The 26,378-nt window shown below is 54.2% G+C and carries 18 protein-coding genes; 6 read left to right on the forward strand and 12 right to left on the reverse strand.

Annotated elements, in window-relative coordinates:
- Positions 1 to 47: 47 nt before the first annotated feature.
- Positions 48 to 992, reverse strand: coding sequence for a flotillin-like protein FloA (gene floA, locus R3C20_16180; GenBank protein ID MEZ6042041.1), 945 nt, complete (start codon positions 990 to 992; stop codon positions 48 to 50).
- 476 nt (positions 993 to 1,468) lie between these two features.
- Between floA and R3C20_16185 the strand changes: the two genes are divergently transcribed.
- The 3 genes from R3C20_16185 to R3C20_16195 all read left to right on the forward strand — a co-directional run bounded on the left by R3C20_16185 (position 1,469) and on the right by R3C20_16195 (position 3,895).
- The gene (locus R3C20_16185; GenBank protein ID MEZ6042042.1) at positions 1,469 to 1,930 is read left to right on the forward strand and encodes a RidA family protein; all 462 of its coding nucleotides are present in this window, start codon (positions 1,469 to 1,471) and stop codon (positions 1,928 to 1,930) included.
- 119 nt (positions 1,931 to 2,049) lie between these two features.
- On the forward strand, positions 2,050 to 2,979 hold the full coding sequence (locus R3C20_16190; protein MEZ6042043.1) for an ATPase domain-containing protein: 930 nt from the start codon (positions 2,050 to 2,052) through the stop codon (positions 2,977 to 2,979).
- Between the two features lie 151 nt (positions 2,980 to 3,130).
- Positions 3,131 to 3,895: a TIM barrel protein gene (locus tag R3C20_16195; GenBank protein ID MEZ6042044.1), complete on the forward strand. Its 765-nt coding sequence runs from the start codon at positions 3,131 to 3,133 to the stop codon at positions 3,893 to 3,895.
- Between the two features lie 144 nt (positions 3,896 to 4,039).
- Here R3C20_16195 and R3C20_16200 read toward each other — a convergent pair whose 3' ends face one another.
- Both R3C20_16200 and R3C20_16205 read right to left on the reverse strand, forming a co-directional pair.
- Positions 4,040 to 5,260 (reverse strand): GTPase, encoded by a 1,221-nt coding sequence (locus tag R3C20_16200; GenBank protein ID MEZ6042045.1) that lies wholly within the window; start codon positions 5,258 to 5,260, stop codon positions 4,040 to 4,042.
- Between the two features lie 36 nt (positions 5,261 to 5,296).
- A complete protein-coding gene (locus R3C20_16205; GenBank protein MEZ6042046.1) occupies positions 5,297 to 6,163 on the reverse strand; it encodes an AAA family ATPase in 867 nt (288 codons plus the stop codon).
- 459 nt (positions 6,164 to 6,622) lie between these two features.
- Here R3C20_16205 and R3C20_16210 point away from each other — a divergent pair, with 459 nt between their 5' ends.
- Together R3C20_16210 and trpS are read left to right on the forward strand one after the other, a co-directional pair.
- A complete protein-coding gene (locus R3C20_16210; protein MEZ6042047.1) occupies positions 6,623 to 7,558 on the forward strand; it encodes a dihydroorotate dehydrogenase in 936 nt (311 codons plus the stop codon).
- Positions 7,559 to 7,649: 91 nt separating this feature from the next.
- The gene (trpS, locus tag R3C20_16215; GenBank protein ID MEZ6042048.1) at positions 7,650 to 8,630 is read left to right on the forward strand and encodes a tryptophan--tRNA ligase; all 981 of its coding nucleotides are present in this window, start codon (positions 7,650 to 7,652) and stop codon (positions 8,628 to 8,630) included.
- Between the two features lie 146 nt (positions 8,631 to 8,776).
- On the opposite strand, the gene R3C20_16220 is transcribed toward trpS, so the two are convergent.
- The 6 genes from R3C20_16220 to R3C20_16245 form a co-directional block, all read right to left on the reverse strand.
- A complete protein-coding gene (locus tag R3C20_16220) occupies positions 8,777 to 9,085 on the reverse strand; it encodes a YkgJ family cysteine cluster protein (protein ID MEZ6042049.1) in 309 nt (102 codons plus the stop codon).
- A gap of 87 nt (positions 9,086 to 9,172) precedes the next feature.
- The gene (locus R3C20_16225) at positions 9,173 to 10,597 is read right to left on the reverse strand and encodes a sigma 54-interacting transcriptional regulator (GenBank protein MEZ6042050.1); all 1,425 of its coding nucleotides are present in this window, start codon (positions 10,595 to 10,597) and stop codon (positions 9,173 to 9,175) included.
- Positions 10,598 to 10,663: 66 nt separating this feature from the next.
- On the reverse strand, positions 10,664 to 13,762 hold the full coding sequence (locus tag R3C20_16230; protein ID MEZ6042051.1) for a CusA/CzcA family heavy metal efflux RND transporter: 3,099 nt from the start codon (positions 13,760 to 13,762) through the stop codon (positions 10,664 to 10,666).
- A gap of 85 nt (positions 13,763 to 13,847) precedes the next feature.
- Positions 13,848 to 15,320, reverse strand: coding sequence for an efflux RND transporter periplasmic adaptor subunit (locus R3C20_16235; protein MEZ6042052.1), 1,473 nt, complete (start codon positions 15,318 to 15,320; stop codon positions 13,848 to 13,850).
- A gap of 291 nt (positions 15,321 to 15,611) precedes the next feature.
- On the reverse strand, positions 15,612 to 16,073 hold the full coding sequence (locus R3C20_16240) for a hypothetical protein (protein ID MEZ6042053.1): 462 nt from the start codon (positions 16,071 to 16,073) through the stop codon (positions 15,612 to 15,614).
- Between the two features lie 300 nt (positions 16,074 to 16,373).
- Complete coding sequence (locus R3C20_16245; GenBank protein ID MEZ6042054.1) at positions 16,374 to 16,925, reverse strand: SRPBCC family protein; 552 nt, start codon at positions 16,923 to 16,925, stop codon at positions 16,374 to 16,376.
- A gap of 540 nt (positions 16,926 to 17,465) precedes the next feature.
- On the opposite strand from R3C20_16245, the gene R3C20_16250 reads away from it, so the two are divergent.
- A complete protein-coding gene (locus R3C20_16250; GenBank protein ID MEZ6042055.1) occupies positions 17,466 to 19,448 on the forward strand; it encodes a fructose-bisphosphatase class III in 1,983 nt (660 codons plus the stop codon).
- A 97-nt stretch (positions 19,449 to 19,545) separates the two neighbouring features.
- Here R3C20_16250 and R3C20_16255 read toward each other — a convergent pair whose 3' ends face one another.
- The 3 genes from R3C20_16255 to R3C20_16265 all read right to left on the reverse strand — a co-directional run bounded on the left by R3C20_16255 (position 19,546) and on the right by R3C20_16265 (position 26,062).
- Entirely contained in the window at positions 19,546 to 21,366 is a 1,821-nt protein-coding gene (locus tag R3C20_16255; protein MEZ6042056.1) for an FMN-binding protein, read from the reverse strand.
- Complete coding sequence (locus tag R3C20_16260) at positions 21,332 to 23,617, reverse strand: FAD-dependent oxidoreductase (protein MEZ6042057.1); 2,286 nt, start codon at positions 23,615 to 23,617, stop codon at positions 21,332 to 21,334. Before R3C20_16260 ends, R3C20_16255 begins: the two co-directional genes overlap by 35 nt.
- A 354-nt stretch (positions 23,618 to 23,971) precedes the next feature.
- Positions 23,972 to 26,062, reverse strand: a complete 2,091-nt coding sequence (locus R3C20_16265) for a hypothetical protein (GenBank protein MEZ6042058.1) — start codon at positions 26,060 to 26,062, stop codon at positions 23,972 to 23,974.
- Between the last annotated feature and the right edge of the window lie 316 nt (positions 26,063 to 26,378).

Raw genomic sequence — 26,378 nt, forward strand, 5'->3', positions numbered from 1 at the left:
CGTGGTTTGATTTCACCACGGCACGTTCGGCAGTTGAAGAGTTCGATCTAAGAATCGTGTGTTGCAGACCTTAAGTTTCCACTGCGATAGGCGTTTGCAATTGCTTCAGGAATGGCGGCTTCAGCCAGCACAACCGCTGCCTGATTTTCCTGCGTGACGGCCTTCATTTCCTGTTCCAGGGCAACCGCTGCCGCGCGACGTTCTTCGGCTTTTGCCCGAGCGATACGGACATCCGCTTCGGCCTGGTCCGCCTGCAAACGCGCCCCCACATTGTCGCCGACATCAATGTCAGCGATATCAATGGAAACGATTGCGTAGGCGGTTTGTGAGTCCAGACCTTTGTTCAGCACAGTTCGGGCGATCAGCATTGGGTTCGCCAGAACTTCCTTATGCGTTGCGCACGACCCAATCGCAGAAACAATGCCTTCGCCAACGCGAGCAATGATGGTCTCTTCCGTGGCTCCGCCGATCAATTGTCCCAGGTTCGTTCGTACAGTCACTCGTGCACGTGCCTTGAGCTGGATCCCATCCTTCGCGACGCCATCCAGAGTGGAACGACCCGTGCGGCTGACATCCGGGCAATCAATGACCTTCGTGTTGACACTGGTCTGAACAGCCTCCAGAACATTTCGGCCTGCAAGATCGATGGCCGCCGCGGTGTTCCAGTCGAGGTCAATGTTAGCGCGATGAGCGGCAATTAATGCCCTGACAACCAGCGGTACATTTCCTCCCGCGAGATAGTGCGACTCCATTGCGTTAGTGCTGATATCCGTGACGCCGGCCTGAACAGACATGATCCGACAATCGACGATGATGTTGGGATTCACCTTCTTCAGTTTCATGAACACCATTTGCAGTGGATTGATGGCGGCTCCCGACATCATTGCCCGAAACCAGAGCGAAAATACCGACGCAAAGACCACCAGAAAGATCAGGCCGATGATGCCCATGATGATGCATGTGCCGATGATCGCAATCACCCAGGGATCCATTCCCGGCCCCTGCGCCAGCATCGGATGATGCGGCGGCAGGCTCGAATTCAATGGAAGTCCCGTTGAAGCGAGAATGGCTGCCAGCGAAACATTCATCGATTACTCTCCCTCATCTGCAGTCTGCCAGAGGCAGACGCAAGAATTTCCGAATGAAAACGAATCCAAAGATTCTACAACAGCACCATGGATTTCCGGGCGTGAGTGTAGCCCGCCGCCCGCCGAATTCCCAACCAGCCAACTGCTGCGAAAACTTTGATTGAGTGAAGCCACCCGCGGCGCATGGTTCTCAAGTGAATCCAAAGTGAATAGATTTCCCCTGGCCCTGCAGCATCGGTGTGCTGATGCTGAACGCAGGGGGGAGAATTTGGATCACAGATTCTGCTGCCACCATCAATTCTGCGTGGCGCAAAGGACTTTGTATCCAAAATATTTGCTGGTGTTTATTCGTAAGTGGTTATTTTAGAAGGACTTCCGTCATGGGTGTCGAATCCCGGCTCGAAGAATTAGGCATCACGCTTCCAGCACCACCACCGCCCGGGGGAGTTTACACGCCGGTTGTTGTTGTGGATCGGATGGCTTACGTCTCCGGACAGGTGCCTTACGGACCGGATGGAAAACTGCTTTCAGGTCGAGTTGGTTCGGAGATCACAGAAGAAGAAGGCGTTGCTGCCGCTCGAGTCGTGGCATTGACAATGCTGGCCACTATCAAGGCTTCTCTGGGCAGTCTGGACCGTGTGAAGCGTGTCGTCAAAGTGTTCGGAATGGTCAATTGCTCGCCGGATTTTCAGCATCATCCACAAGTGATGAATGGGTTCAGCAACACCATGGTGGAAGTCTTTGGCGAGGCTGGCAAGGCTGCCCGCAGCGCTGTCGGTATGGGATCACTACCGTTTAACGTGCCTGTGGAAGTCGAGGCAATTGTGGAACTGCATGAATAGTTTGCTGCAGGTGCCTGTTTTTCAGGGACTCGGCGTCCGAAGAATCAGACTAACGGACTGGGGGAACTGCTCAGGCTGTTGAAAGACGCCGGGTTGCAGCAACCAGCTGCAGTGACACTATGGGACGAGACAGGGTTGAGAGCGAAGATATTATGGCGACAGAAACCAAAGCGACTGGCAGGCAGAGTACCGGTGTTCCGCGACTGGACGCCGCGCTCGGGGGCGGCTTGATTCCAGGCACGCTGACGGTCGTGATGGGGGCCACAGGCATCGGCAAAACACAACTGGGGGTGAGCTATGCGAATGCCGGTGCTGCGCAGGAAGGTGAGCGAGGCATCCTGTTTGATTTAACCACGCGAGGTGACTCACAGAATCAGCCGGAATACGCCCGTCGGCTGTTCGACTGGAAGATGACGATTCGTCAGCTCGCCGACCGAATTGATCCGGCGGTTGTCTGGGATCGCGATGCCATTCGTTCCGACTATCTTCACGTGTTTCATCGTGGCGGACGGCGGGTGACAATCACGGATATGCAGCCTGAAGAGTGGCAGGAGTTCAAAGCAGATTTGATGCGTCGGCTGGATCAGACGATTGCATTTTTCTACGGCAATTTTGTCCATGGAGTTCGTCGATGTGTGATTGATGGTGTTGAACCCACCGAACGGGACGCTGAATCGTTTCAGTTTCATTTGTTCGATTACATCTACCATCAGGTGCTGCGGAAAGAGCACGACTGGCTGGCGCGTGATTTATTTCGCGTTCATTTTCGTTCGCAGCAGGAACTCGTGCAAAAACACGCTTACGATTACCAATCCGTTGGAGGAATGCTGCTGTATACAAGCCATGAGGTCATGCTGGATGATCTCATCAGCCGCCCCATTCAATCCGGCGACGTTCTTTCCAATGCGAATACCATTATCCTGATGGGGAAAACTCGAAACGGCAATCAAATGGGCCGTGCGATGTATGTGGCAAAACATCGCGGCAGCGCATGCGAGGAACAAATCATGCCTTATCGAATCACTGAAACGGGCTTTGAGCTTGAGTGATATCTGTGATACGGCCCGATGCGGTTCAGACGCCTTTGTCATCGCTGAATGCGAGTGCTGAATTGCCTGCTGCCCCATTCCGTGTTCCCAGCCGAGGCTGCTGTGTCGCTTACGCAATGTCGCCTACTTTGACCTTATGAAAGATTGATCGATGTCCGGACAGTTACGCCCTTCGGTTTGTGTTGATGCCGTTTTTGAAGGACGACCAATTGATCAGGCTGTTCGGTCAGTCAGTGGCTGCGGCATTCCCGCATTTGAGTTCTGGGGATGGTGGGATAAGGACCTTGAACAGCTGAATCGGATTCGGCAGCAAAACGGCATGCAGATTTCTGCATGCTGCACGCATTTCATCTCGTTGGTCGATCCAATGAAACGTGCGCAGTACCTGCAGGGGCTCGAACAGACGATCGATGCGGCGAAATCGATCGGGTGCAAAACCATTATTTCGCAGGTCGGCGATTTTCGCCCGGAGGCCGGACGCGATGAACAGCATCGGTCACTGGTGGATGGGCTGAAGGCGGCAGCGCCTCTTTTGCACCGAGCCGGAATCACTCTGGTTTTTGAGCCGCTGAATGAACTGGTTGACCACGCCGGTTATTATCTGGTCCGCAGCGACGAAGCGTTTCAGATTGTGGACGAAGTCGGCAGCGAATATGTGAAGGTCGTCTTCGACATCTATCATCAGCAGATCAGCGAAGGTCATGTGATCCACAACATCACTTCGAACATCCATCGCATCGGGCATTTTCACGCAGCCGGTAATCCCGGCCGGCACGAATTGACGAAGGGCGAACTGAACTATCAAGCCATCTTTGATGCCATTCAGAAGACGTCGTACGACGGGTATGTCGGACTTGAGTACTGGCCGGTCGATGCACCAGAAACGGGACTCAGAGAAGTCGCGTCGTGGTTCTGACGTCGACAACGGCCCGGTGAAAGTGACAGGGCTCGCGGCTGATTCAGGATTGCTCGGCGGCTTAATTTCCTTGCTTTCAATGCAGTCTTTGGGGGGCCAGATCTTCTGGTGCCGCAGAGTTGTCCAGGATGACGCTTTCGCGGGTCAGATTCCGTGATGGGATTCGGAACGGTTCAGTTCATTTAAGAAATTGCAGATGGCTCCGGGCAGTGGCAGAAGTTGTTCCGGCCCGGGCTCTGATTCAATAAGTGTCTGCAGAAGCCATCGCTGCACCCTTGCAATTCCATCACCGGTAACGGCGGACACGGACAGAACGTCTTTGAAGCCGAAGGTTTCGAACGCGGGGGGACTCGACGGGAGGTCATTCTTCGTCAGCAACAAGGCCGTTGGCACGGGAGCGTCTTCAGACTGTACCAGGGCAGTGAGGGATGGTTCCAGCGGCTCACCAGTGGATGCATCATGCAGCAGAAGGATTGCATCACATGTTGCTGTGCCTGCAATTGCATTCCGGATTCCTGTCCGTTCAATTTCATCGACCGTGTGTTCACGCAGTCCGGCAGAATCCACGAACTCAAATGGCCAGCCGTCAAGTACTGTTCGTACGTCGATTAAGTCACGCGTTGTTCCGGGCTGTTCTGAAACAATGGTTCGATCGTACCCCACAATGGCATTGACCATGCTGGACTTGCCGGCGTTGGGTCTGCCGAGGACCAGCACACGGTAAGGAACGATCAGATGGCGAGCAAACGACTGCCACCGCAACGTTTCCTTCAGACTTTCGAATGGATTGAAATCGCTGGTGGAGGGAGGATCAGCTTTTCGACGATGAATGGCGTTTGCGATTCTTTCGAACCAGGCAGCCAAACCTGATTGTGCTTCGCCGTTTGCCACGCGGTGCGCCTGCGAGAGCACAAATCCTGCCGTACGGAGGGTTTCTGTCTGCCGCAGAACCCGCTGGATCTCAGCTTCGATCAGGTTCTTGAGGACGTCAAACGAAGATTGATCGCAGGCTGAAAAAAAACAGTCTCGCAACTGATCGGTAGATAGTGGCAACTCCTCCAGAACGGTAATTCCGCTGGCCACCAGATCGGACTGAATGGCATCAACAGCAGCAGGACCTCCATGGCAATGGACTTCACACGTCAGCGGCGACAAACGGCAGACAACGATGTCTTCGTGGCCCCATTGCCCGTAGAGAATTCGACCGGGTGAAGCATCGCGGAAGTCAACAGACGATCGACAACGAAATGACCGCTCGACCAGTGCGACGAGTTCATCCGGGCGTTCCGCCGTGACCCGCAGGACAGCAACCGCTCCGCGAGTCGCCGCGGTCAGCAGTTCGACAGTTCCGTTGATCTTCCGCATGATTGCCTGCGTGACTTGATTGCCTTCGTGAAAGGATCAGGCGGCTTTGGAATCCGGTAACACCTGCGCGGTTGCGCTGGATGCGGGTGGCTGAGCTGTGTCGCTGGCAGATTCTTCCATCGCCAGCACTTCTTTGCCCAGCCCCTCGTAGTCAGTCGCTCCGGGACAAGCCGGAGCGTAGTCGAAAATTGACTGTCCGAAGCTTGGGGCTTCCGCCAGCTTGATGTTTCGGCGGATGCGAGTGCGGAAAATGCGTGCCGCGGCCCAGGGCGCGTCACCATCGCTGGATTTCAGGAAGTGCTTCAGGTCTTCCGTGACATCGGCGGCCAGACGCGTACCGGATTCGTAAAGGCACATCATCACACCGGTGACTCGCAGCTCGCGATTCAATCGACGACGTACCAGAGCAGTGGTTTCGAAGAGTTTTGACAGACCCTGCAAGGCAAAGAAGTGGGGTTGCAGGGGGATAAAGACTTCACCAACGGCAGACAGTGCGTTGATGGTGAGCACACCCAGTGATGGTGGGCAGTCCATGATGACGTAGTCGAAGCGATTCTGTTCTTTCCAGTGCTGCATGGCATTGCGCAGAATGAACTCGCGTCCCTGCATGCCAGCAAGCTCAACTTCAGTGGCGGCAAGGTCAATATTCGAAGGAACGACCGAAAGGTTTTCAGCCACCAGCTGCCGGGCGTCGTCGAGTGTCGTCTGCTGCGAAAAGACATCGTAGACAGTGGTCATTTCCGGGCCGGCTTCGATACCCAAATGAAAGGACGCGTGTCCCTGAGGGTCGAGGTCGATCACGCAGACCTTGCGTCCCTGTCGAGCCAGTGAAGCTGCCAGGTTTACGCTGGAAGTCGTCTTGCCAACGCCTCCCTTTTGATTCATCACAGCAATACTTCGCATTGTTTCTTCATCCTGTCGAACAGATTACGGCAACAAGAACTGTTGCGGAGGCTTGTCGAGCACTGCAGTTTTCGAACACGGCGGTTTTCGAGCTGATTGGCGATGTTTCTGCGGGAGTCAGTGAACTATTGACACGGGCTGTTCACTGACCGATTTTTCCCGATGGCCGGCAGCCCTTTCGATGGGGTTGGAATCCTGGGGGCGCCGAGTCTATTCGGATGGCGATGGCACTGACATAGCAGTCCGCTGCGTCACCAGGCAAATCCAGTCGCCAGGATGAATCCCCCGTGACACTCTGGCAGAATTCGCAGATCGGTCACTTCATTTCCCGCTTTCTCTGAATCCGCCGGGCTCCTTCATCCCGCAGTCTGCCCATGCTATGCTTCGCTCTGCTTGATCGTATTTGAAGATTGAGATTGTCCGTTTTCTTCGCGTCAGACGCAAAAGCAGTGATTTTCGATGAGTCTACAAGCAGCGCCATCGCTGGCTGTCACGCTGAATCGCCTTCAGTTCAGGAATCCGGTCCTGGTCGCCTCCGGTACGTTCGGCTACGCGAAGGAAATGGCGGCATTCGTCAATTTTTCAGAACTCGGCGGCATCATCCCCAAGACGGTGACGCCGCAACCGCGCCCGGGCAATCCACCGCCTCGCACCGTTGAAACTGCCAGTGGACTTTTGAATTCCATTGGACTGGATAATGACGGATTCGACCAGTTTCTCATCGAAAAACTGCCATATCTGAAAAGCCTGGGCACCGGCATCATTGTGAATGTTGCCGCAAAGACTCAGGATGAATTTCAGACGATGGCAGAGAAGCTCAATGATCAGCAGGGGGTTGCTGGTGTTGAATTGAACATCTCATGCCCCAATGTTTCGGGGGGCGTTGATTTCGGGACGGACCCCAGACTGGCTTCGGAGGTTGTGGGAGCGTTTCGAAAAGCCTGCCGATTGCCGATCATTGCGAAACTAACCCCCAATGTCACAAGTGTTGTGCCGATTGCTCAGGCCGTTGCCGATGCAGGTGCTGATGCTGTGACACTTGTGAATACTTTTCAGGGAATGGCGATCGACTGGAAACGCCGCAAACCCATTCTGGGGAATGTGCTTGGCGGATTAAGCGGCCCGGCGATCAAACCGCTGGCACTACGAATCGTCTGGCAGGTATCACAACAGGTGAATATTCCGATCATTGGTGTTGGCGGTATTCAGTGTATCGACGACGTCATGGAATTCTTACTGGCCGGCGCATCTGCCGTTCAGATCGGAACGGCAAGCTTCTACAATCCGGGGATTGCCTGCCAGATTGTTCAACAGTTGCCCGATGCCCTGAACCAGCTGGGTGCGAAGAGCGTCGCAGATATCACAGGGACACTCCAGATTGCTGACAGAACTTAGTCGAGAAGAAAAGTCTTCGACGGTTTTGCCGCAGAAAATATATTTTGATTCATACATCCCACATTAGTTCATTGAACGAGCCAGTATTCCGATGAGAGTTCTTTCCGGCATTCAGCCAACGGGGCGTTTTCACTGGGGCAATTATTTTGGAGCGATCCGTCAGTACATCGCTCTGCAGGGTAACGAACAATCGTTCTACTTTATTGCCGATCTGCATGCATTGACAACGGTTCGAAATCCCGTTGAGCTGGCGGACAATGTCCAGAATGCCGCTCTGGATCTGCTTGCCCTTGGGCTTGAACCGGAAAAGGCCACACTTTACCGACAATCGGATGTCCCTGAAGTAACTGAACTGACATGGTTGTTGATGACCATCACTCAGATGCATCTGCTGGAAAAGTGTCACGCTTACAAGGATAAGAAAGCAAAGGGCCTTCCAGCAGACGCCGGCCTGTTTGCATATCCGGTGTTGATGGCCGCCGACATCCTGATCTACGACAGCAATCTGGTTCCGGTCGGCGCAGACCAGGTTCAGCATATCGAAGTCACTCGCGACCTGGCTCAGCGTTTTAACAGCCTGTACGGCGAAACGCTGCAACTGCCGGATGCACACGTTCTTGACGCTTCGGCCAAAGTGCCCGGGGTCAATGGCGAGAAAATGTCGAAGAGCTATAACAACACAATCCAGATTTTCGACACACCCAAACGTCTCCGTAAGCGAATCATGTCCATCAAAACGGATTCGAAAGCCCTGGAAGATCCCAAGGATCCTGACACCTGTGCGGTTTTCGATCTCTACCGGTTGTTTGCCAGTGAACAGCAGCAGAATGAACTGGCGAATCGATACCGTTCCGGGGGCATGGGCTACGGCGAAGCCAAGCAGGCACTGTATGATTCTGCGATGGAGTACTTTGGCAAATCGTTTGCCCGCCGCGAGAAGCTCGAAGCGAACCCCGCTGACGTTGAAGATATTCTGCAGGCGGGAGCCAAACGAGCGCGTGCAAAAGCTCAGGAAGTGCTGGACCGTGCAAGGACCGCCTGCGGACTCGCCTCAGGAAAAGGTCTCCGCTGAATCTCGGTTCACAAAGCTGTCGGCGAGCGATTCGATACGTCACGTCCGGGCAGACGTTCTTCCCTGTGGAAGTCTCTTGTCTCTTCGCAAGATCGGTCGGCAGTCAGAATGGCAATTGCTGGTCTGATATGACCAGTTTGAGCGAGTTACTTGTCAATCCCTTCGTCCCAGCGTGATAACCGGCAAAGCGTGCTCCCGATTTCGAATGCCCGGCACGCATCCGGACGATATTCGTAGTTCCGACATCGACGTAGGTCCGGGTCAAACCAGACGCATGGGATCAGATCAAAGTGTTGATCGGCATCAATTCGCTGCTGGATCGTTTGAAGTAAACTGTCGGGAACGTTTCTGGCCGCCTCTTCGCCCGGTGCGAACGGAGGAACGGGCGTTCGCATGCAGCAGGCACCGCAACGATCACAGTTTTCGATCAAAGGGAGGTTTGCTCCTCCATCCACGGGACACGATTCCTTTGCGTGACCGGCATCTGAATCAAAGGGCTGCGATTCGCAGCGGATTCTCTGGCTCAGGCTCCAGTTGAAACGTTAGTCGATACCGTATTTGCTGACCTTCTTCCACATCGTGACTCGGCTGAACCCAAGAATTCTGGCGGCGGCGGTCTTGTTGCCACCTGTTTCTTCCAGCACTCTAAGCAGTTGGTCGCGTTCTTCTCGCTGTTTTGGTGTCAGTTTATCAACCGGGATTGTTGCTGGCGCGGTGGACTTGATTCGCCGCGTTCCATCCGGCATCCGCTGGAAATTTCGTCGGGCAGAAGGATTTCGAATTTCGGAAGGCAGGTCGAAAAGAGTAATCCGGTTGTCTGCCACGGTTGTCATCGCGTGCTCGATCGCATTCCGCAACTCGCGCACATTTCCGGGCCAGTCATAGTCGAGCAACCGCTGCATGGCATCACGAGAGAAGCTATTGACGGCTCGTACCTGGCGTGAGGAAATTTCCCTGAGGAATTGGTTTGCGAGCAACGTAACGTCTTCGCGACGATCGCGTAGAGGCGGAAGTCTGATATCGAAGACATGGATTCGGTAATAGAAATCTTCCCGAAATTCACCTCGTGAAATCTGTTCCCGTACATCCTTGCTGGTGGCAGCAATAATTCGGACGTCGATTGGCACTGGCTTGTCACTACCAACCCGTCGAATCCCGCGTTCCTGAAGAACGCGAAGTAGTTTGAGTTGCAGCAATGGCGACACCTCTTCGATTTCGTCAAGAAACAGTGTCCCGCCGTCCGCCGCTTCAAACATTCCAACCTGATCTCGGACCGCTCCTGGAAATGCTCCTTCGACGTGCCCGAAGAGTTCACTTTCGAGCAGTGGATCGGGAATTGCGGAGCAACGAACCGCGATGAATGGTTTCGCGCGACGATCACTGACGGAGTGAATCGCACGGGCCGCTGTTTCTTTTCCGGTACCTGGTTCGCCACTGATGAATGCTGTTACGTCGGTCTGTGCAGCAAGTCTCAGCCGCCGATACACTTCCTGCATGGGCTGGCTGGCACCGATGAGCTGTTCGAATGCATCCCGTTGACACGTTTGCTCTTCGAGCATCTCGATCTTCTGGTATGCAAGAACAAACTCCGTGACATCTCTGAAGCATCCGATGGCTCCCTTCGGCTTCCCCAGATCATCTCGAAGGAGACGGATACTTCCGTGAAGCTGCAACGCTCTTCCATCTCTTGCGAGCACTTTGTATTCCTGACGGTGCACACCGTCAGCAGTGCTCGGAGAGTGCGCACTCAGAATTTCAGGCAGTGACCCGAATCCCTTCTGCTGGCCTGCTCCGAGCATCGTGCAGGATCTGCCAAGAACGTCCTCTCGCGAGTACCCTGTGATTCGCGTGGCGCCGTCACTCCAGGAAACAAATTCTCCCAATTCATTGACGGTGAAGAATCCCACGGGCATGCCATCGATCAGTTTGGCAAGCAGGGACGGGTCTTTCTGATAGTCGAGTTCCATGACGGACCTGTCAATTGATGAAGAAATTTCTGGTGAGCCCGAAGCGTCTTTTATCTGCGCGATGGGTTAATCGTCGGATGCCTCTTCGCCCTCAACAAATGGGCGAGTGAACCAGGGATAGATTGCCGGTACCACCAGTGAAGTCAGAAGGGTCGATGTGACCAGACCGCCGATAACAACGGATGCAAGTGGGCGTTGCATCTCTGCGCCGTCACTTGTCGATATGGCCATAGGAAGGAAACCAAGACTCGCAACGAATGCGGTCATCAATACCGGCCGAAGCCGTGAAAGCGCTGTTTCTCGTGTGGCCTGATCCAGCGGCATGCCGGTCTTGCGAAGCCGTTCGGCCGCGCTGACCCAGACGAGACCGTTCAAAACGGCGACACCGAACAGAGCAATGAACCCAACGCCCGCCGAAATGCTGAACGGAAAACCTCGCATTTTAAGCGCGAAGACGCCACCGGATGCGGCCATGGGAACCGCAAGGAAGATCAGCATCGCGAGACTTGTTGACTTGAAGGATGTGTAAAGCAGCAGAAAGATCATCAACAGAACAATGGGAGTGATCATTGCGAGACGTTTGCTCGCGGACTGGAGGTTTTCAAAATCTCCACCCCACTGAATTTCATATCCGGTGGGCAGGTTCACTTTGCTTTCGACGGCTTTCTGTGCAGCCGTGACAAACGACGCCACATCCACGCCGCGGACATTGGCAGAAATGAACGTCCGGCGGCGGTTGGAGTCGTGTTCGACGGTAGGCGGTGTTTCTTCCGGAATCAGGTCTGCAAGTTCTCCCAGCGGCACGGGTTTTCCGCCGGCATCGGCGACCGGAAGCTGCCGAATCATCTCTTCTCTTCCACGCCAGTTTTCCGGAATACGGACCATGATGGGAAATCTTGCTCGCCCTTCGAAAATCGTTCCGCATTGACGACCTCCAAGCGATTCCACGACATCCATCACCTGTCGAGCTTCGATTCCGTACTGAGCCATGGCCTCACGCCGGGGCAGTATGGTCAGGGTGGCCAGGTTGGCCTGGTAGTCTGCTTTCACATCCACCGCGCCCGGTATCGTCTTCAGCACGCGTTCGATGTCTTTCGACAGGCTCGCCAGTTTCGTCAGATCATCTCCGTACAACAGCACAGCGACGTCGGCTTTGACTCCCGCTACGAGCTCGTCGACTCGCATTTCGATGGGCTGCGTAAATCCAAATGCCACACCCGGAACACGGCTATTCAGGGCATCGGACATTTCTTCAATCAGTTTTTCTCTGGTGACTCCAGGACGCCATTCGGTGTGATCCTTCAGAATGACCCAGACATCGGTTTGATGCACGCCCATCACATCATTTGCGATTTCTGGTCGGCCTGTCTTGCAGAATGCTGTTTTGACTTCCGGAAACTGAAGGATCTCTTTTTCAATGCGAGTCGACATGTCGATCGCACCCTCCAGCGTTGCGCTCGGAAGCCGAACCGCTTCGACCAGTAAGTCACCTTCCTCCAGACGGGGCATGAATTCGGCCCCCAGATTTAATCCGACCGGAATACTGATACCAAACACGGCGATCGCAATGGCGGTCGTGATATAAGGATGACTGATCGCCCGACTGACAATCGGGGCGTAAAGCCACTTGATCCAGCGAACCAGGAAGACATCTTTGTCTTTCATATGTCGCGGAAGGGCGAGAGAGGCCATCGCTGGCATGAATGTCATTGACAGGATCAGCGAGCCAGCAAGGGCAAACAGGACGGTCAAAGCCATCGGGCGAAATAATTTACCTTCCGTCCCCTGAAGCATCAGGATCGGGAGATAAACGATGGAAATAATCAGCTCGCCGAACATCGTCGGTTTTCTGACTTCGATGGCGGCGTCGCGAATGATCGTCTTATGGTCTCGGCCATCATGATTATGGGATAACCGATGAATACAGTTTTCGATCATGATGACAGATGAGTCCACGATCAGCCCGAAGTCGATTGCGCCCAGGCTCATAAGGCTGGCTGTAATTCCAGTCAGTTGCATCAGATTTGTGGCAAACAGCATGGAAAGCGGGATCGCCAGTGCAGTAATCAGTCCGGCGCGAAAACTGCCGAGCATCATCAGCAGCACCAGAATCACCAGGGCTCCGCCTTCCACCAGATTTTTCAGGACCGTATGCAGTGTGCGACCGATCAATGCAGATCGATCGTAGATCACTTCAATTTCGACTCCTTCGGGCATTGTCTCGCGTATTTCGTCCAGTCGAACCTTGACTCGTTCGACGACTTCGCGTGAGTTCTCTCCCACCAACATCATGACCAGCCCGGTCACCGCTTCACCTCGCCCATCACGAGTCACTGCGCCCTGACGAGTCATTGGGGCGATTGCCACTTCGGCAACGTCGCGAACCAGTATCGGCGTTCCATCTGCCTCACGGCGAATGACGATACTCTTCAGATCCTCAACGCCGGTGACAAGTGCCTGGCCTCGAAGGAATCGTTGTTCGTCGTTGTGGACGACGTAACCGCCTCCGGCCGCCATGTTGTTCGATTCGATGACGTTGAACAACTCCTCAAGTGTGATGGCATTGCTGTTCAGCAAAGATGGATCCGGACGAATCTCAAACGTCTGATAGAAGCCGCCGTGAGTATTGATTTCCGTCACACCGTTGACTTCTCGAAGCTTTGGTGCGACTTCCCATTCGAGGATTGTCCGAAGCTGCATGGGCGAATATGTCTGTCCCTGAGCGTTTCGGACTTCGAACTGGAGGATCTCTCCCAGAGCCGTGGTGAGCGGACCGATTTCCGGTGTGCCATAGCCTGGCGGGATATTCGAGGCGGCGTTTGTCAGGCGTTCTGAAACCAGTTGCCGAGCCAGATAGATATCGGCACCCTCTTCAAAAACGATGGTGACGACCGATATGCCGAACTTTGAAACGCTGCGTACTTCTTCGACGTTTGGCAGTCCGCCCATCGTCGATTCAACCGGGTACGTCACGTAGCGTTCCACTTCGACGGGCGACAACGAGCCCGCGTCCGTGATTACGGTTACCTGTACGTTGGTCATGTCAGGGACGGCATCAATGGGCAGATGGACGGCCGCATTGATACCGGCAACGGCCATCAACAATGTACCTGCAAGGACCAGAAATCGATTTTCAAGTGTCAGTTCGATCAGGCGGGCTAACATGGCGGGCTTTCAAACGAAGCTGCGCTGGGATGACTGAAATCTACGCAGTGATTCGGCTCATTGAATGGAGCCGGGATAGAGACAACTACTCTTCACGCTCAAGCAGCATTTCGCTCTTCAGGACAAAGGCACCCGCAACGACAACCTGATCGCCCGCGTTCACGCCTGAAAGAATCTGCACATAATCACCCGAAGAAAGTCCGGTCGTGACGTCCACTCGGTGGAAGGTATTCTGGTCGTCCGGCACGAAAACAAACTTCTGAGAGTCGTGCTCCACGATCGCACTTTCCGGGACAGCAATGGCTTGCTTTGCTTCGCCGAGTGGCACTCGCACGGTCACATACATCCCCGGGCGAAGGGATCCATCCGTATTCCGGATGACCGCAATCAAAGGCACCGCATTCGTTGATGGATCTACTTCACGTCCAACAAAATACACGTTAGCGACCACGGGTGTCGTTGAACCCGGTGTCACAAAAACCTCAATCTCATCGCCAGGGTTTAATGCCAGGGCACCACGATCCCGGTCTCGCAGATCGGCAGCTACCCAGAGCGTTGATGTGTCCGCAAGAACGAACAATGAATCGCCAATACTGACTCGTTCGGAAGTACTGAAGTTCTTCTGCTCTACAGTGGAGGCAAATGGCGCACGAACCCGCACCAGTGAAAGAACGCTTTCATCCATGTCCAGCTGATCGTCCGAATAGACATCGGCCCCCACCTGCCCCAGCAGTGTTGCAACATTCTGTCGGCTGATTTTCAACCGGCGCTGGGCATCGTTCACTGCGACTTCTGCCTGTCGACATGACTGCCGTGCGTCAAAAATCAGTTGTTCCAGTGTTCCCTGTAATGATGCTTCTGCAGTGTCGCGTTCCGTCTGTCGTTCCTGCAGAACCTTTGCAGGGACGACACCTGTTGCAACGTTCTGCTGAGCAGACTTTGTCAGAGATTCGGCCAGCAACAACTGAGAGTAATTCGAAAGAATCTTTTCCCTCGCAGAGCCAAGCGAAACCCCACGCAGCTGCTCCTGAATCTGATCCAGCGGCTGTCGACCCTGAATGGCGCCGGCCATTTTCTGAATGCCCTGGCAAACCAGTTGTTCCCAGTCCCGCTTCTGTGTCACGATCGCCAGGTCAGCTTCTCGCTGAAGAACATCCGCGCGAGCGTGGCCGACTTCGGAGCTGTTGAGTTCCGCGAGAACTTCACCAGCCTTCACGCGGTCGCCAGGTTTTACGTGGACACTGGTCAGGACGCCCGACGTTGCCACGCGCACTTCGATATGACGCTGGTCGTCGTACCGAAGACGACCAGCTACCGTATTGAACGGTCTGACTGGGCGTTCCTGAACTCCTTCGACCTTGAGCGACGTGGCTGCAGCTTTCTCGTTGTTCAGTGTGACCGTCGACGGCTGTATGTCGCCCGAGACCTCGGATTCAGTTTCCCTCGGTTCCATTTGTTCGACGACTAGTGGCTGAGGCTTCACTCGACTCCAAACCACGAAAGCGCCCGCGAACGCTGACAACAGCATTGCGCCGGCAATGGGGAGAATGTACTTCATGATGATTGACCGCCTGCTGTTGACACAGCTTAAAAACTCAGGGCACAGGAACCAGTTTTTGATCAGCGCAAGAATGAATTGCGCATTGTGAACGGGATTCACCACAGGCAAGTGGGCGGTGCGACGCGGTCAGGGCAGAGAACAGCGTGGACCACAAGGTTGATGGTCAACGCAGACGAACTCAGCCGGAAGGGAATCCTGGACGTGGGCACGAACAGAACAGAGACCGGACGACCTGCAGATTGCCGCAACGCTGGCTCAGGCGTGAGCCGAGCGGCAACGGAGCCGGTTCTAGATGATCGCGGTGCCGGTCACGGCCGCCAGCGACTTTGAAGGCAAGAGCGTGTTCAGGAAGGAGCCCGGAGCATTACTGATCGGAGGCTCAGTTCCGACTGACACTCTGAAGTCGAAGGATTCAATCAACAATCCCTCGTTTAGAACAGCAACGTCATTTGCGTGCGATTCCGGAGAACAAATCAGCGAAAGCAGATCTTCCACCACATTCCGCTGGGGCGAATCTCCCGAGTGTTCGGGAAGGCTGCCGGGAGTCACAAGATGCCAGTGCCATTCAGTGAAGCAAACGGGTGAGGCCTCATGGAATGTGCGAATATGGGCAGCCTGAGCGGCGTGCGACTCTGGTGAATGAGAGTGATGGTGCATCATTGGCACAGGCCCGCGCCACATGCACAGGCACAGCATCAGGCGGAATGCCTGTTGATAAATGCCTGATTTGTTGTGGAACATCGAGGACATGCCAGTTCACTCACCGAAAATACAAGAGTCTTCTCAGATCTTCGCTCATGACAATTCGGGAATCAACCCCGAAGCAGCAACTTTGCCAACCTATGTGATACTCGGCACACCTGGCTGTCGAAATTTCGCACATTAGCGCTAATTGTTCGATGAAAACCGACGACCGAAAAACCGGGACCGGCATGCAGGACGACCGGAAGCCGTCGTGTTTTCAGGTCTCCTGCTCGAGCCAGTCCCGTTTTTCAACAGGCTGCTGCGCTCCCAAGCCAAGCAAATTGTGGACCGTTTCAGGTACATGCATCACACATCGTCAATCGGGAACAGCTTCTTCATCTGGGTTTGTCGGTATTCGAAGATGCGTTTGACATCGTTCTTCACACAAAGCCAGTGTACGAATCGTCCGCCCGGAACCCCGTAGTGAACCCGATCTGTCATTTTCACATAGTTCCCGACCTGCTCAAAATAGTGGGTGTGGTGCCACCACAAATAAGGCCCGCGAAGTTGCTCATCAACAAATCGAAACGGTGGAGCCCACTCACTGATTCGAGTCCGCCATTTGATTGGGATGCCGCGTAATTTCAGACGGTAGTCGATGAGAGTCCCCTCCTGAATGACGATCGGCCGTGGCGTGGTTACGTGAAAATGAAGCCACTTCGGTGTGATCGTTTCCAATTGCATCGCATCGGAAAAGAACTCAAAGACCTCGGTCAGGCTTCCGGAGAGGAGCTGTGTGGTTTCAAGCAGAAATCCAGCTTTGTCCGGATGCTTCGAAATTCGAACATCTGTTGAAAATGAATCTGACAGCGTCGCTTTCGGACTGGCTGTCCGCGTGGTTGTTTCCATCAGGCTCATCGAAGTTCTCTCCTGGTATCCATCAAACGAATCTCTTTGCACCACACAAAAATCGACCAGTGCATCGTAAGAACCATCTCGGTCAGGCGTCCGGTGACTTCCACGACCTGCATCGAAAACTGGTTTTGAAGCGAATTTCTGGTACGTGAACCTCATTGAGAGTCTGCGCGATTCTCGTGCCGTTTCAATTGGGCAGAACCTTAGGGCGAGATGTACTAACCCGGGGATCCGTGTGAACGAAGCATCCGAGGCTCATCACCGCAGCCGCGGCCGAAAATTAACCGGCTTTGGGGCGTCTGCAGAGTTAACCTCCCAGGAACCCATTTCTCCGGGCAGAACGAGGACTTTCGGGCTGAACCGAGCCCCTGGGTTTCGCAAAGTCCAGCTTTGTGGAGTTTGGTTGCTTGCGATTCGGAATTCACTGCGTTGACATGGTGAAATCAGACTGCGTGAGTTAATTTCGAACATGTCGATTTCATCTCGGCTTGACTGCCGTAAAACGCACAATTGACCTCTTCTCCTCATTGAACGCCCTGCAACATGCTCAACCCTACAGTGTCATTTAAACGTCCCGAAGCAGATCTGTCGCTCCTGGAGTTACTGTCGTTAGAGTACCCCAACGTCGACGCTGCCATAGCTGAAGTGGCTCGACTGTCGGCAGTGCAGACTCTTCCCAAAGGGGCAGTTCACGTCATCAGTGATATTCACGGTGAAGATAAAAAACTTCAACATGTGATCAACAATGCCTCCGGGACACTTCGGCCGCTGGTGGAAGAATTCTTTGCCGAAACGATGAACGCAGGCGAACTGGAAGAGTTTCTGAAGCTGACGTTTTACCCCGCGGAAGTGACTGGACAGCTCCGGGAAAAACTCACATCTCCCGAGGATGTTCGCGCATTTGCAGAACGAACCCTGAAACCACAGCTTCAATTGCTACGCTACCTGGTTTCGAACTACAGCCTGCGTCTGGCAACCAAACTTTTCCCGGCAGAATACCGGGAACTTCTGCTGGAGATGCTGCATGCTCCGTCGACCGAACGCAGCGTCGAGTTTATTTCCGCCATGCTGGACGAACTCGTTCGTCGAGATCGCGCGCTGCACCTGATCCATTTACTCGGCCGCCTGATTCGAAACCTGGCTGTCGATGAATTGATTATTGGGGGAGACTGCTGGGATCGTGGGCCGCGCGGCGATCGCGTCGTGGACTATCTTCGTCTGCAACCCAATGTGGAGTTCATTTGGGGCAACCACGACGCACTCTGGCTGGGTGCTGCTCTCGGCAACGAAGCGCTCATCTGTACGGTTCTTCGCATCTCACTTCGATATCGACGTTTGGGGCAGCTGGATGAGGGATACAGCATTCCCCTGACGCCGCTGGAGCACCTGGCTCGCACGGTTTATGCTGAAGATCCGGCCATACACTTCCTTCCGAAGGGAGATGGTATGCGGCCAAAAGAAATCGTTGCCCGGATGCAGAAGGCTGCGGCAGTGATGCAGTTCAAACTGGAAGGGAAACTGATTGAACGCAACCCACAATGGGAGCTCAATCACAGAAGATTGCTGCACCGGATTGACTACGCAAACGGTACCATCGTCATCGATGGCGAAAGGTACCCATTGAGAGATCAGTTGTTCCCCACAATTGATCCGGATCACCCTTATGAACTTACACCCGAAGAAGCATCCTGTCTGTCTCATCTGAAGCACTCCTTTCTGAACAGTCAGAAGTTGCAGGAACAAGTCCGATTTATGGTGGGGCATGGTTCGATGTATCTTCGTCGCGACGAGTGCCTGATCTTCCACGCATGCGTGCCGGTGGATGCCGACGGCAACTTTCTTCCACTGGTGGTGGATGACCAGCGGATGGCCGGGCGAGCGTTGTTTGAAGGTATCGAGAAAGTTGTCCGTCGGGCCGTGATGCGGTCAGCAGAGAATGATCTGGACTTTCTCTGGTATCTTTGGAGTGGTCCTCGATCTCCACTATTCGGGAAGGACCGAATTGCCACATTCGAGCGTGATTTTATCCAGGATAAAAAACCGCATCGTGAAACCAAGGATCCTTACTTTTCACTAATCCACGAAGTCGATTTCTGCGATCGCATCCTCCGGGAATTCGGCATGGAAACTGATGGTGGTCTGATTGTGAACGGTCACGTTCCGGTGAGAGTCGAAGCCGGGGAGTCACCACTCAAACGAAGTGGAAAAGCCATCACAATCGATGGTGCTTTTTCAGAAGCTTACGGCGATTATGGATACACCCTGGTTCTTGAAGCGAATCGCATTGTACTGGCAGAGCACCATCACTTTGACTCCGTTGATGCAGCCATCCGCGATGGTATCGATATCGTTCCGAAGGTTCAGGAGATTCGAGTGTTTCATCAGCCACGCTCAACACGTGATACCGAGCGGGGACAACGAATTCGTTATCGGATTGAAATGCTGGAACGCCTGATCGAGGCCTATCAGACCAACCGGCTTCACGAACGCCCGGCTGGCCATCTGGAAGAATCCGCTCGATTGTGAGTTGCCACCTCAGATTGGGTGGTTGGCCAGGAATACATTCGACTGGATCGGTTGGCCCGAAATGAATTCGAAAACGACAATCTGAAACGGAATGACCTCAAACCGTCATCTGGAGGACTATGGCTGCGGCCAGCAGAATCAGCGCAAAGGTGTCCTGCAATTGCCAATCCGATCTGCGAGAGCGAGTGAGGAAATCCAGAAGCGCGCCGGTTGGACATCCGAATCGACAATAAGCCATTGGTGTGAGCGCAGAGGCAACCAGCCCACCGATGGCGACGATGATTGTGGCAGTACCAGCAATTGAAAACAGCCAGGCATCAAACGGTTCTATGTCGACCGGACTGAACGGCAAATGCAGGAACCCTACAAGCATGACCCAGGTGATCAGAATTACCGGAATCAGCCTCAGCCGTCGCTGTATCTTGCCGGAAATGGACAACTTCCATGGCAACCGATTCCGCAACAATTGTTGCACAGCTCCGTGCGGGCAGATGTGGCTGCAGTAAACATTTCGGCGTGAAACAATCGGGACGATCACAGCGGCAAGAGTCAGGATCACCAGACCTGCCGCGCGTTGCCATGGAATTCCGTTTTGTGACCATCCCAGTAAAGATGCCTGCGACAGTAAGTCTCCGTTAACAAGTCCCAGCCAGACGATCAGAATAATCTGAAACGACCATCGTAATCGGCGCTTTCCCCGAAGTCCCGTTGTTCCGATCAGAACGCCAATGGCGGTGATCAATGTCGTTGAAATATTACGGAGCGTAACAAAAGAGTACACCGGATTCTCCGATTTGGAGCCACTGGCCGTCTCCTGTGTCTCCTCAAGCCTTCGGACGTAGTCCACTGCAGCAACCTGAAGCGATTCGGCGACAGCGAGGCTTGTCATTGTTGCTCCGCTGACCCCTTCGATTCGTTCGGTGTCGAGGTCCAGTTGTGATAGTTCGCTGATGCTGCGTCCGACGAACAGCTTCCGGAAGTAAGTGTCGTCTCTGACATAGTCGACGTAGGGTTCATTGTCGTAGCTGTTTCCAACAGCAATGCCGACAACGTTGTCGTCGGTGGTCAGGCCGATGAGCGTGTTGGTTGGACCCTGGTATCCAATCAAATTGTCTGCGGCTGGTGATGTACAAAAAATGTGTCCCAGCATGATTCCTGAGGCGTTTGTCACGATCCATTTGCCGGGACCGGACTGATTCGAAGCGGAGACGGAATTTGCCTCCGGAAAAATGATCTGCACATCCTTCAATTGTGGTGGCTCGGGAAATTTCAGCGAAACTTCACTGCGATGGGTGAGTTTCCCGTCTGGGCTGTTTTCTGACGATCGGTCTTCGTTCAAAGCGAATCGGAGACTTTCCAGGATTGCCAGGGATGTGAGTGTTGCACCGGAGACTGCTTCCACCTGCGGAGCGCGGCGCATGTCCTGCAGAGAATGAGAACCAAACGCAGGCAGGAAATACTGATTGTCCAGGATTTCCTGAACATGGTCTCGAGTGTCCAGACTGCTCAGGATCTTGACTTTACGAATGCGTCCTTTTGTATCTGCAGTCACGAGGACATCTGTTGGCCCGGAAAAGCCAATGATATGATCAGCTGCCGGAGATGTTCGGACGGCGTAACCCGAGAGCTCGCCGTCACGGTTCTCGATTGCAAGCAGGTTGCCCATGGTTTCGAGGCCGGAATCTGCTTTTTCTGCCGGGCTGGCCGGGGTGATGGATGCTGCGTCGGGGAAGACATCCTGCACCAGCGGTAACAGCCGCGACAGATCTCTTTCGGCGATCAGCATTTCGATTTGCCACTGTCGGTGCTGGATGTGAATCAGCAGGACGATCGCGACAAAGACGAAAACGCGGTAGACAATGATCAGCCTGCCCGCCATTGACTTAATCAGCAGGAAGGACCTGGACAGCGTCGACATGCATGTTTCCATTCACATGCATGCCATTGATTTCGACGATGCAGGGATCACCTTCTTTCGCTCTGAAAACTCCAAGACTGATGAAGTTGTTTTCCAGCGGCGCGGGTTCCTTCATGTTAATTTCTCTCGTGACAGTCATGCTGCCAATCGTGACTTTCACCTTCACATTCGATGCGCGATTTTCGTGGTTCAGATATCCCAGACGAATCTCATGCTTGCCGGTGGCGGGAGCGTCGAACTTATAACGAATGGCCGATTCTTTGTTTCCTGAATACAGATAGCCAAATGCCACAAAGCCCCGGAGCCCCGTGCCTTCGGTCCACGGGCCGGTTTTTTCTGCCTGACGATCGTCGATCACAAGGCCGGGAAGTTTCTTCGGATCGAGTCCGGGCATCGGCCCTGTGGAACTGGCGAGTTCCATCGCATCGTCCGGAATTTTTACAGGCTCGTAAACCGTATCCCGATGCGCTTTTCCGGGCAAATTGAGCAAGTCAATCAGTTCGGCCAGATAGCGATTGTAAACATCCCGCGGCTGGCATTCATGCAGCACGCAAAGGCTGGCAGCGCGACCAACCACTTCACCCATCATGCCGCAAGTCTTCATGACGCGAGTCGTTCCCAGCGCTTCATGTGTCACACTGATATTTCGCCCCGCCATAAACAGGTTCTCAATGTTTCGGCTGTAGAAACATCGGTACGGGACCGGGTAACCATATTGGCGGTCGACGGATCGATCGTGAACGGCATAACTGATAAACGGATTATCCGGGAATTTGTCTGCGTACTGTTCTTTGGGATAGTGCAGATCGATCGACCACGTGCTGGGCACGCATCCATCCGGAAAGTCACGTTTGGAAACAATGTCTTCGTTGGTCAGCACAACGTCTCCCATCAGACGCCGTGATTCGCGGGGGCCGCCGATGTAGGCAACCCACGTCAAGATGGCGGTTTGATGCTGGTCTGCTCCATCACGGTTTTTCATGGCGTTGAATGCACCGTAGACCGCACGGAGATTGTGGTCGCGAATACCTTCTGCATCGCCAATGGCATCCTTGTCAAATCCGCTTTCCCAGAACCATTGACCGTGGTGGTCCCGAGGGTAAGGAAAGTCGTCCATCTTCAGGTCCAGAGCCCATGGAGTTTCCGGGAACTGCGTCGTCTGGTCGATTTCGTCCCAGGCCCACATGTTGCTCATTCCCATCCGACCTTTGTCTTCCATGTCCCAGTCGGCGTCTGCCAGGTAGCCAATCGTTCCATGCCCTGTACTATCGCAGAACAGGCGACCCTGAAACTCCGAATGTTCGCTGGTACGGGTATCGAATGCGGTGACAGAAACGATTTTCTTTTCGCTGGTCTTCACCTGATATGCGTGATGATTCAGAAACAGATCGATGTTCTTTTCTGCGCGAACGATGGCTTCCTTCTTTTCGTCTTCAAATTCTTCGTACCGTCCGGGCGATTTCGTTGCATGGTCGCAGAACTCTTCAACAATCTCACCGATCCGTGGAAATTTGCCCCGTCGGATATTGCCCATGGCCCAGACGCGTATTTCACTGCTTCCGTTACCGCCAAGAACCGGCCGATCCTGAATGAGTGCGACCTTGCAGCCCATTCGAGCAGCGGAAATCGCTGCGCCCATTCCGGCGTATCCACCGCCAACAACAACCAGATCGTAGCCGTCTCGCTTTGTTGGTGTTTTGTCCAACCCAAGCTGTGTTTGACGCCATGCAGCCAGTGGCTCGGAAATGTTCGGCGGTGCCTCGCCGGATTTCGTGAAATAGAGCGCATCGCACCGACCGTCGAAGCCGGTCAGATCATGCAGAGCAATTTGTATTTCGGTCTTTGTCGTTTCAAATGTTCCGCCGTCGTGCCAGAACCATTCCGCACTTCGTGTCCCAAAAGTTTCCGGTAACGCCTGCCCGTCAATCAGGACCTGAAACCGTCCGGGTTGACCCTTTGCATTCCATCGAGCGACCCAGTCTTTAGTGCGGACGAAGACGCGCCATGTGCCTGCTTCCGGAAGAGTCACGGTGGTGTTGGCGTCTTTCACAGGTTGCCCCAATCCGTGGGCCAGCATGTAAGGCGATCCCATTTCGCGAATGAACTGAGTGTCCAGTTTCCATCCGCCGGGATGGGTGAAACTCTCGGCTTCAACCAGAACACTGGACGTGTCTTTTCCTTTGGCAAACGACCGTGTTGACGATGAATTCAGCACGCATACAGCGATACAGACAATCAGCATTCGAAACATAGTGAACATCATCCACCTGGGAAGGAAATCGCAGAATCGTCCTGCCTGCCAGAATAGTCCGGCGCATAAAACTACTGTGCACCGCAGGCTCATTCCATACGCCGACGTTGATGCATCATCTCTACAGGAGCTGGCGTCATGGGTGAGCATGCGGGAACGCCGATCGTAATCGACGATCGCCCGGCAGGCGAGACTCCGGGCACAATTCGGTCGAAATTCATGCGTTGTGCATTTCGAGACGACGCACCGCATGCACCTCATCCTGCCCTGGCGCTTACCGCTTTGGTGCGGGATTGGGCTGGAATCGTCTGGTCAGCAAAACAGACGCGGGATAGCCCGCTTCTGCTGAATCGCTTACAGCCACAGGTATTTCAGGATGAAGTCGTAGACGTCGCCGAAGCAATAGTAGGCCAGCGACGTTTCATTGCAGTAAATTCGAACGGTGACTTCTGCTCCGATTCGTTTTTCGGGCAGTTCCTGACCGTCGTCTGCTTCGGCGAGCAGTTCAAACGCTGTTCCCATCTCCGTGTCTGTGGTGGAACGCGTTGCAATGCTTGTCAGATGACATTTCAGTTTGTCGTTATCCGGCTGAGTGGCCAGATAAAAGTTGCCGGGTATTCGGAGCGATTCTTCCGGTGACTTGCCACTTTCCAGACGACTCCGCTGAGTCCGCAGGATATGCCCCATCCGCTTTTCTGGTACGAGCAGTTCCATATGCCACTGGCCTTCATCATTCATGATGTCGAACAGATGATCGCCTTGTCGCACAGGTCGGTCTTCCAGCATCTGCCGCAGCTGGAAGTTTGGAATAATACCATCATGCGAAGCAACGATGGTGAGTTTTTCCTGTCTTCGATTCTCAAGCAGGCTCAACTGATTCTTTGCGATTTCCAGATCTGCCTGCGCGCGGGTGAGTTCGACGCTGATGCGGGCGACGACGTCTTCTCCCCGACTTCCATCACGCTGGACGGCGCTTCTGGCGCCGGCAAGCTCTGAAGTCTTCAGGACCTTCAGTTGATCCTGTTTTCGCACTTCTGCTTCTGCGGACCGAATTTGTTCGTCCAGTTCGTCATTCACCATGACGACCAGCACCTGACCTGCTTTGACGCGTTCTCCCCCTCTGACCTTCAGGCCTTCGCGGGTGATTTCGCCGTCCCACTTTGCAAACACGGCGTACTGCTCTTTTGGCATCAGTTTGCCTTCGGCATCGACGGGGTACTCCAGCCGATAGAATGTGCCGGCCGCAGCAATCAATGCGATGCCCGTGAGAACGGCCAGTGTGATCGCCAGCTTTCGGCCGTGGAACCACTCCATGCCCGTGCCGAGAATCTTCCAGAGCTTCATACCCAGGATACGGGAATGTTGACGTGCATTCCACAATGCGGCACCGATGTGATCGGCGAGCAGTTCGGCACGCTGTTCGAGTTGTGAAGACACTTCCGATTCGGCAATTTGTTCCACAACAATGCAGCCGGTTGCTTTGGGCCGCTTGACTCGCCGTTTTCGTTCTTCTTCTTCGCCCTGCTTGTGTACCATCGGCTCACTTTCGTAAGTCGGCACAAGCATCACCATGCGAGATCCGCTCTCCTGAACGAAGTTCGCGAGAGGTTGTTCGATCTGTGGTGGAAGCCCATCGATTTTGCCTGTGTAGACGAGCGTCTCGCCCATTTCGATCACGCGCTGGGCAAGCTTTGCCATCGCAACGATCAGGTTCGAACGATGGTTGACCGAACTTTGCCCGCTGACCGCGCGCACGGTTGTGCTGCGACCTTTTCGCACGACGACACTGAAGCGGTCGACGCCCAGTAGACTGCGCCCGTCACTGGCGGCTGCATCCGCCACTTCCTGCTCGTCGAGTGTCCGCTGAATACGCAGGGTGAACTGTTCGAAATCCGTCCAGAACTGGTTCTTCGCGTCAGCTGTTTCGGGCTGATTTTTGCGTTTCCCTTCGATGAATCGAGAGGCATATCCGCACATCTGTTCGAGAAACTGCATGTAACCGGATTGTGCTTTTTCGGGAACATCCGGCCGCTGAAACAGTTCGACCACACCAACACAATTCTTCTCCTTGTGGAGTGCAGAAAGAACCAGCACATGCTCGGTGGGTAGTTTTGCTTCGCCTCCATGGGCGATCGTGCGCGCTTCGCCGGTTTGCAGGACTTCGCTGAGGAGCTTTTCGTTCAGCTGAAGCGCACCGGGTACCTCGCGCAGTCCGGTTTGATCGAGATTGACCTGAGCGGCCATGCCGAGCCGACCAGTATCTTCAATCATCCAGACAGCGCCTGCCCTCGCGCCGATCGCGGTGACGACTCGCGTCAGGAATTCCTGGAAGTAAATCTGCGGGGGAATATTCTGGCCGGACATCTGCTCGATTTCTCGAGCCAGTTGCATAACCTTTTCTCGAACGCGTTTCAGATTCTCGTCCGATGGGACTGGTTCCGACATGACTGGATGACTTCCGTACGAATGCAAATTCCAACAGATGAACGGATGGGATTGACGCGGAAGTGTCTCACACCGAAGAAATCGGAGCAACACCCAGATCGGCTTTGAACCCGCCAGAAGTGTGATGCTGCAACACCTTGCGCGAATCCAGGTTCGGTATCTGGCCCACAAATCGGCGAATCTGTCAGGCCCCCGGCATTTATTGCCGATGTCCGATGGCGGCCGATCGCTTGCCGCCACTTCCGATCCTGTTAACGTCCTGACCTGTTTCTGTTCAGTCGTTTCCAGTTGACGCTTTTGCCCCGGCGTCCGAAGT

This window comes from Planctomycetaceae bacterium (assembly GCA_041398825.1).
In the GTDB taxonomy this organism is placed as follows: domain Bacteria; phylum Planctomycetota; class Planctomycetia; order Planctomycetales; family Planctomycetaceae; genus F1-80-MAGs062.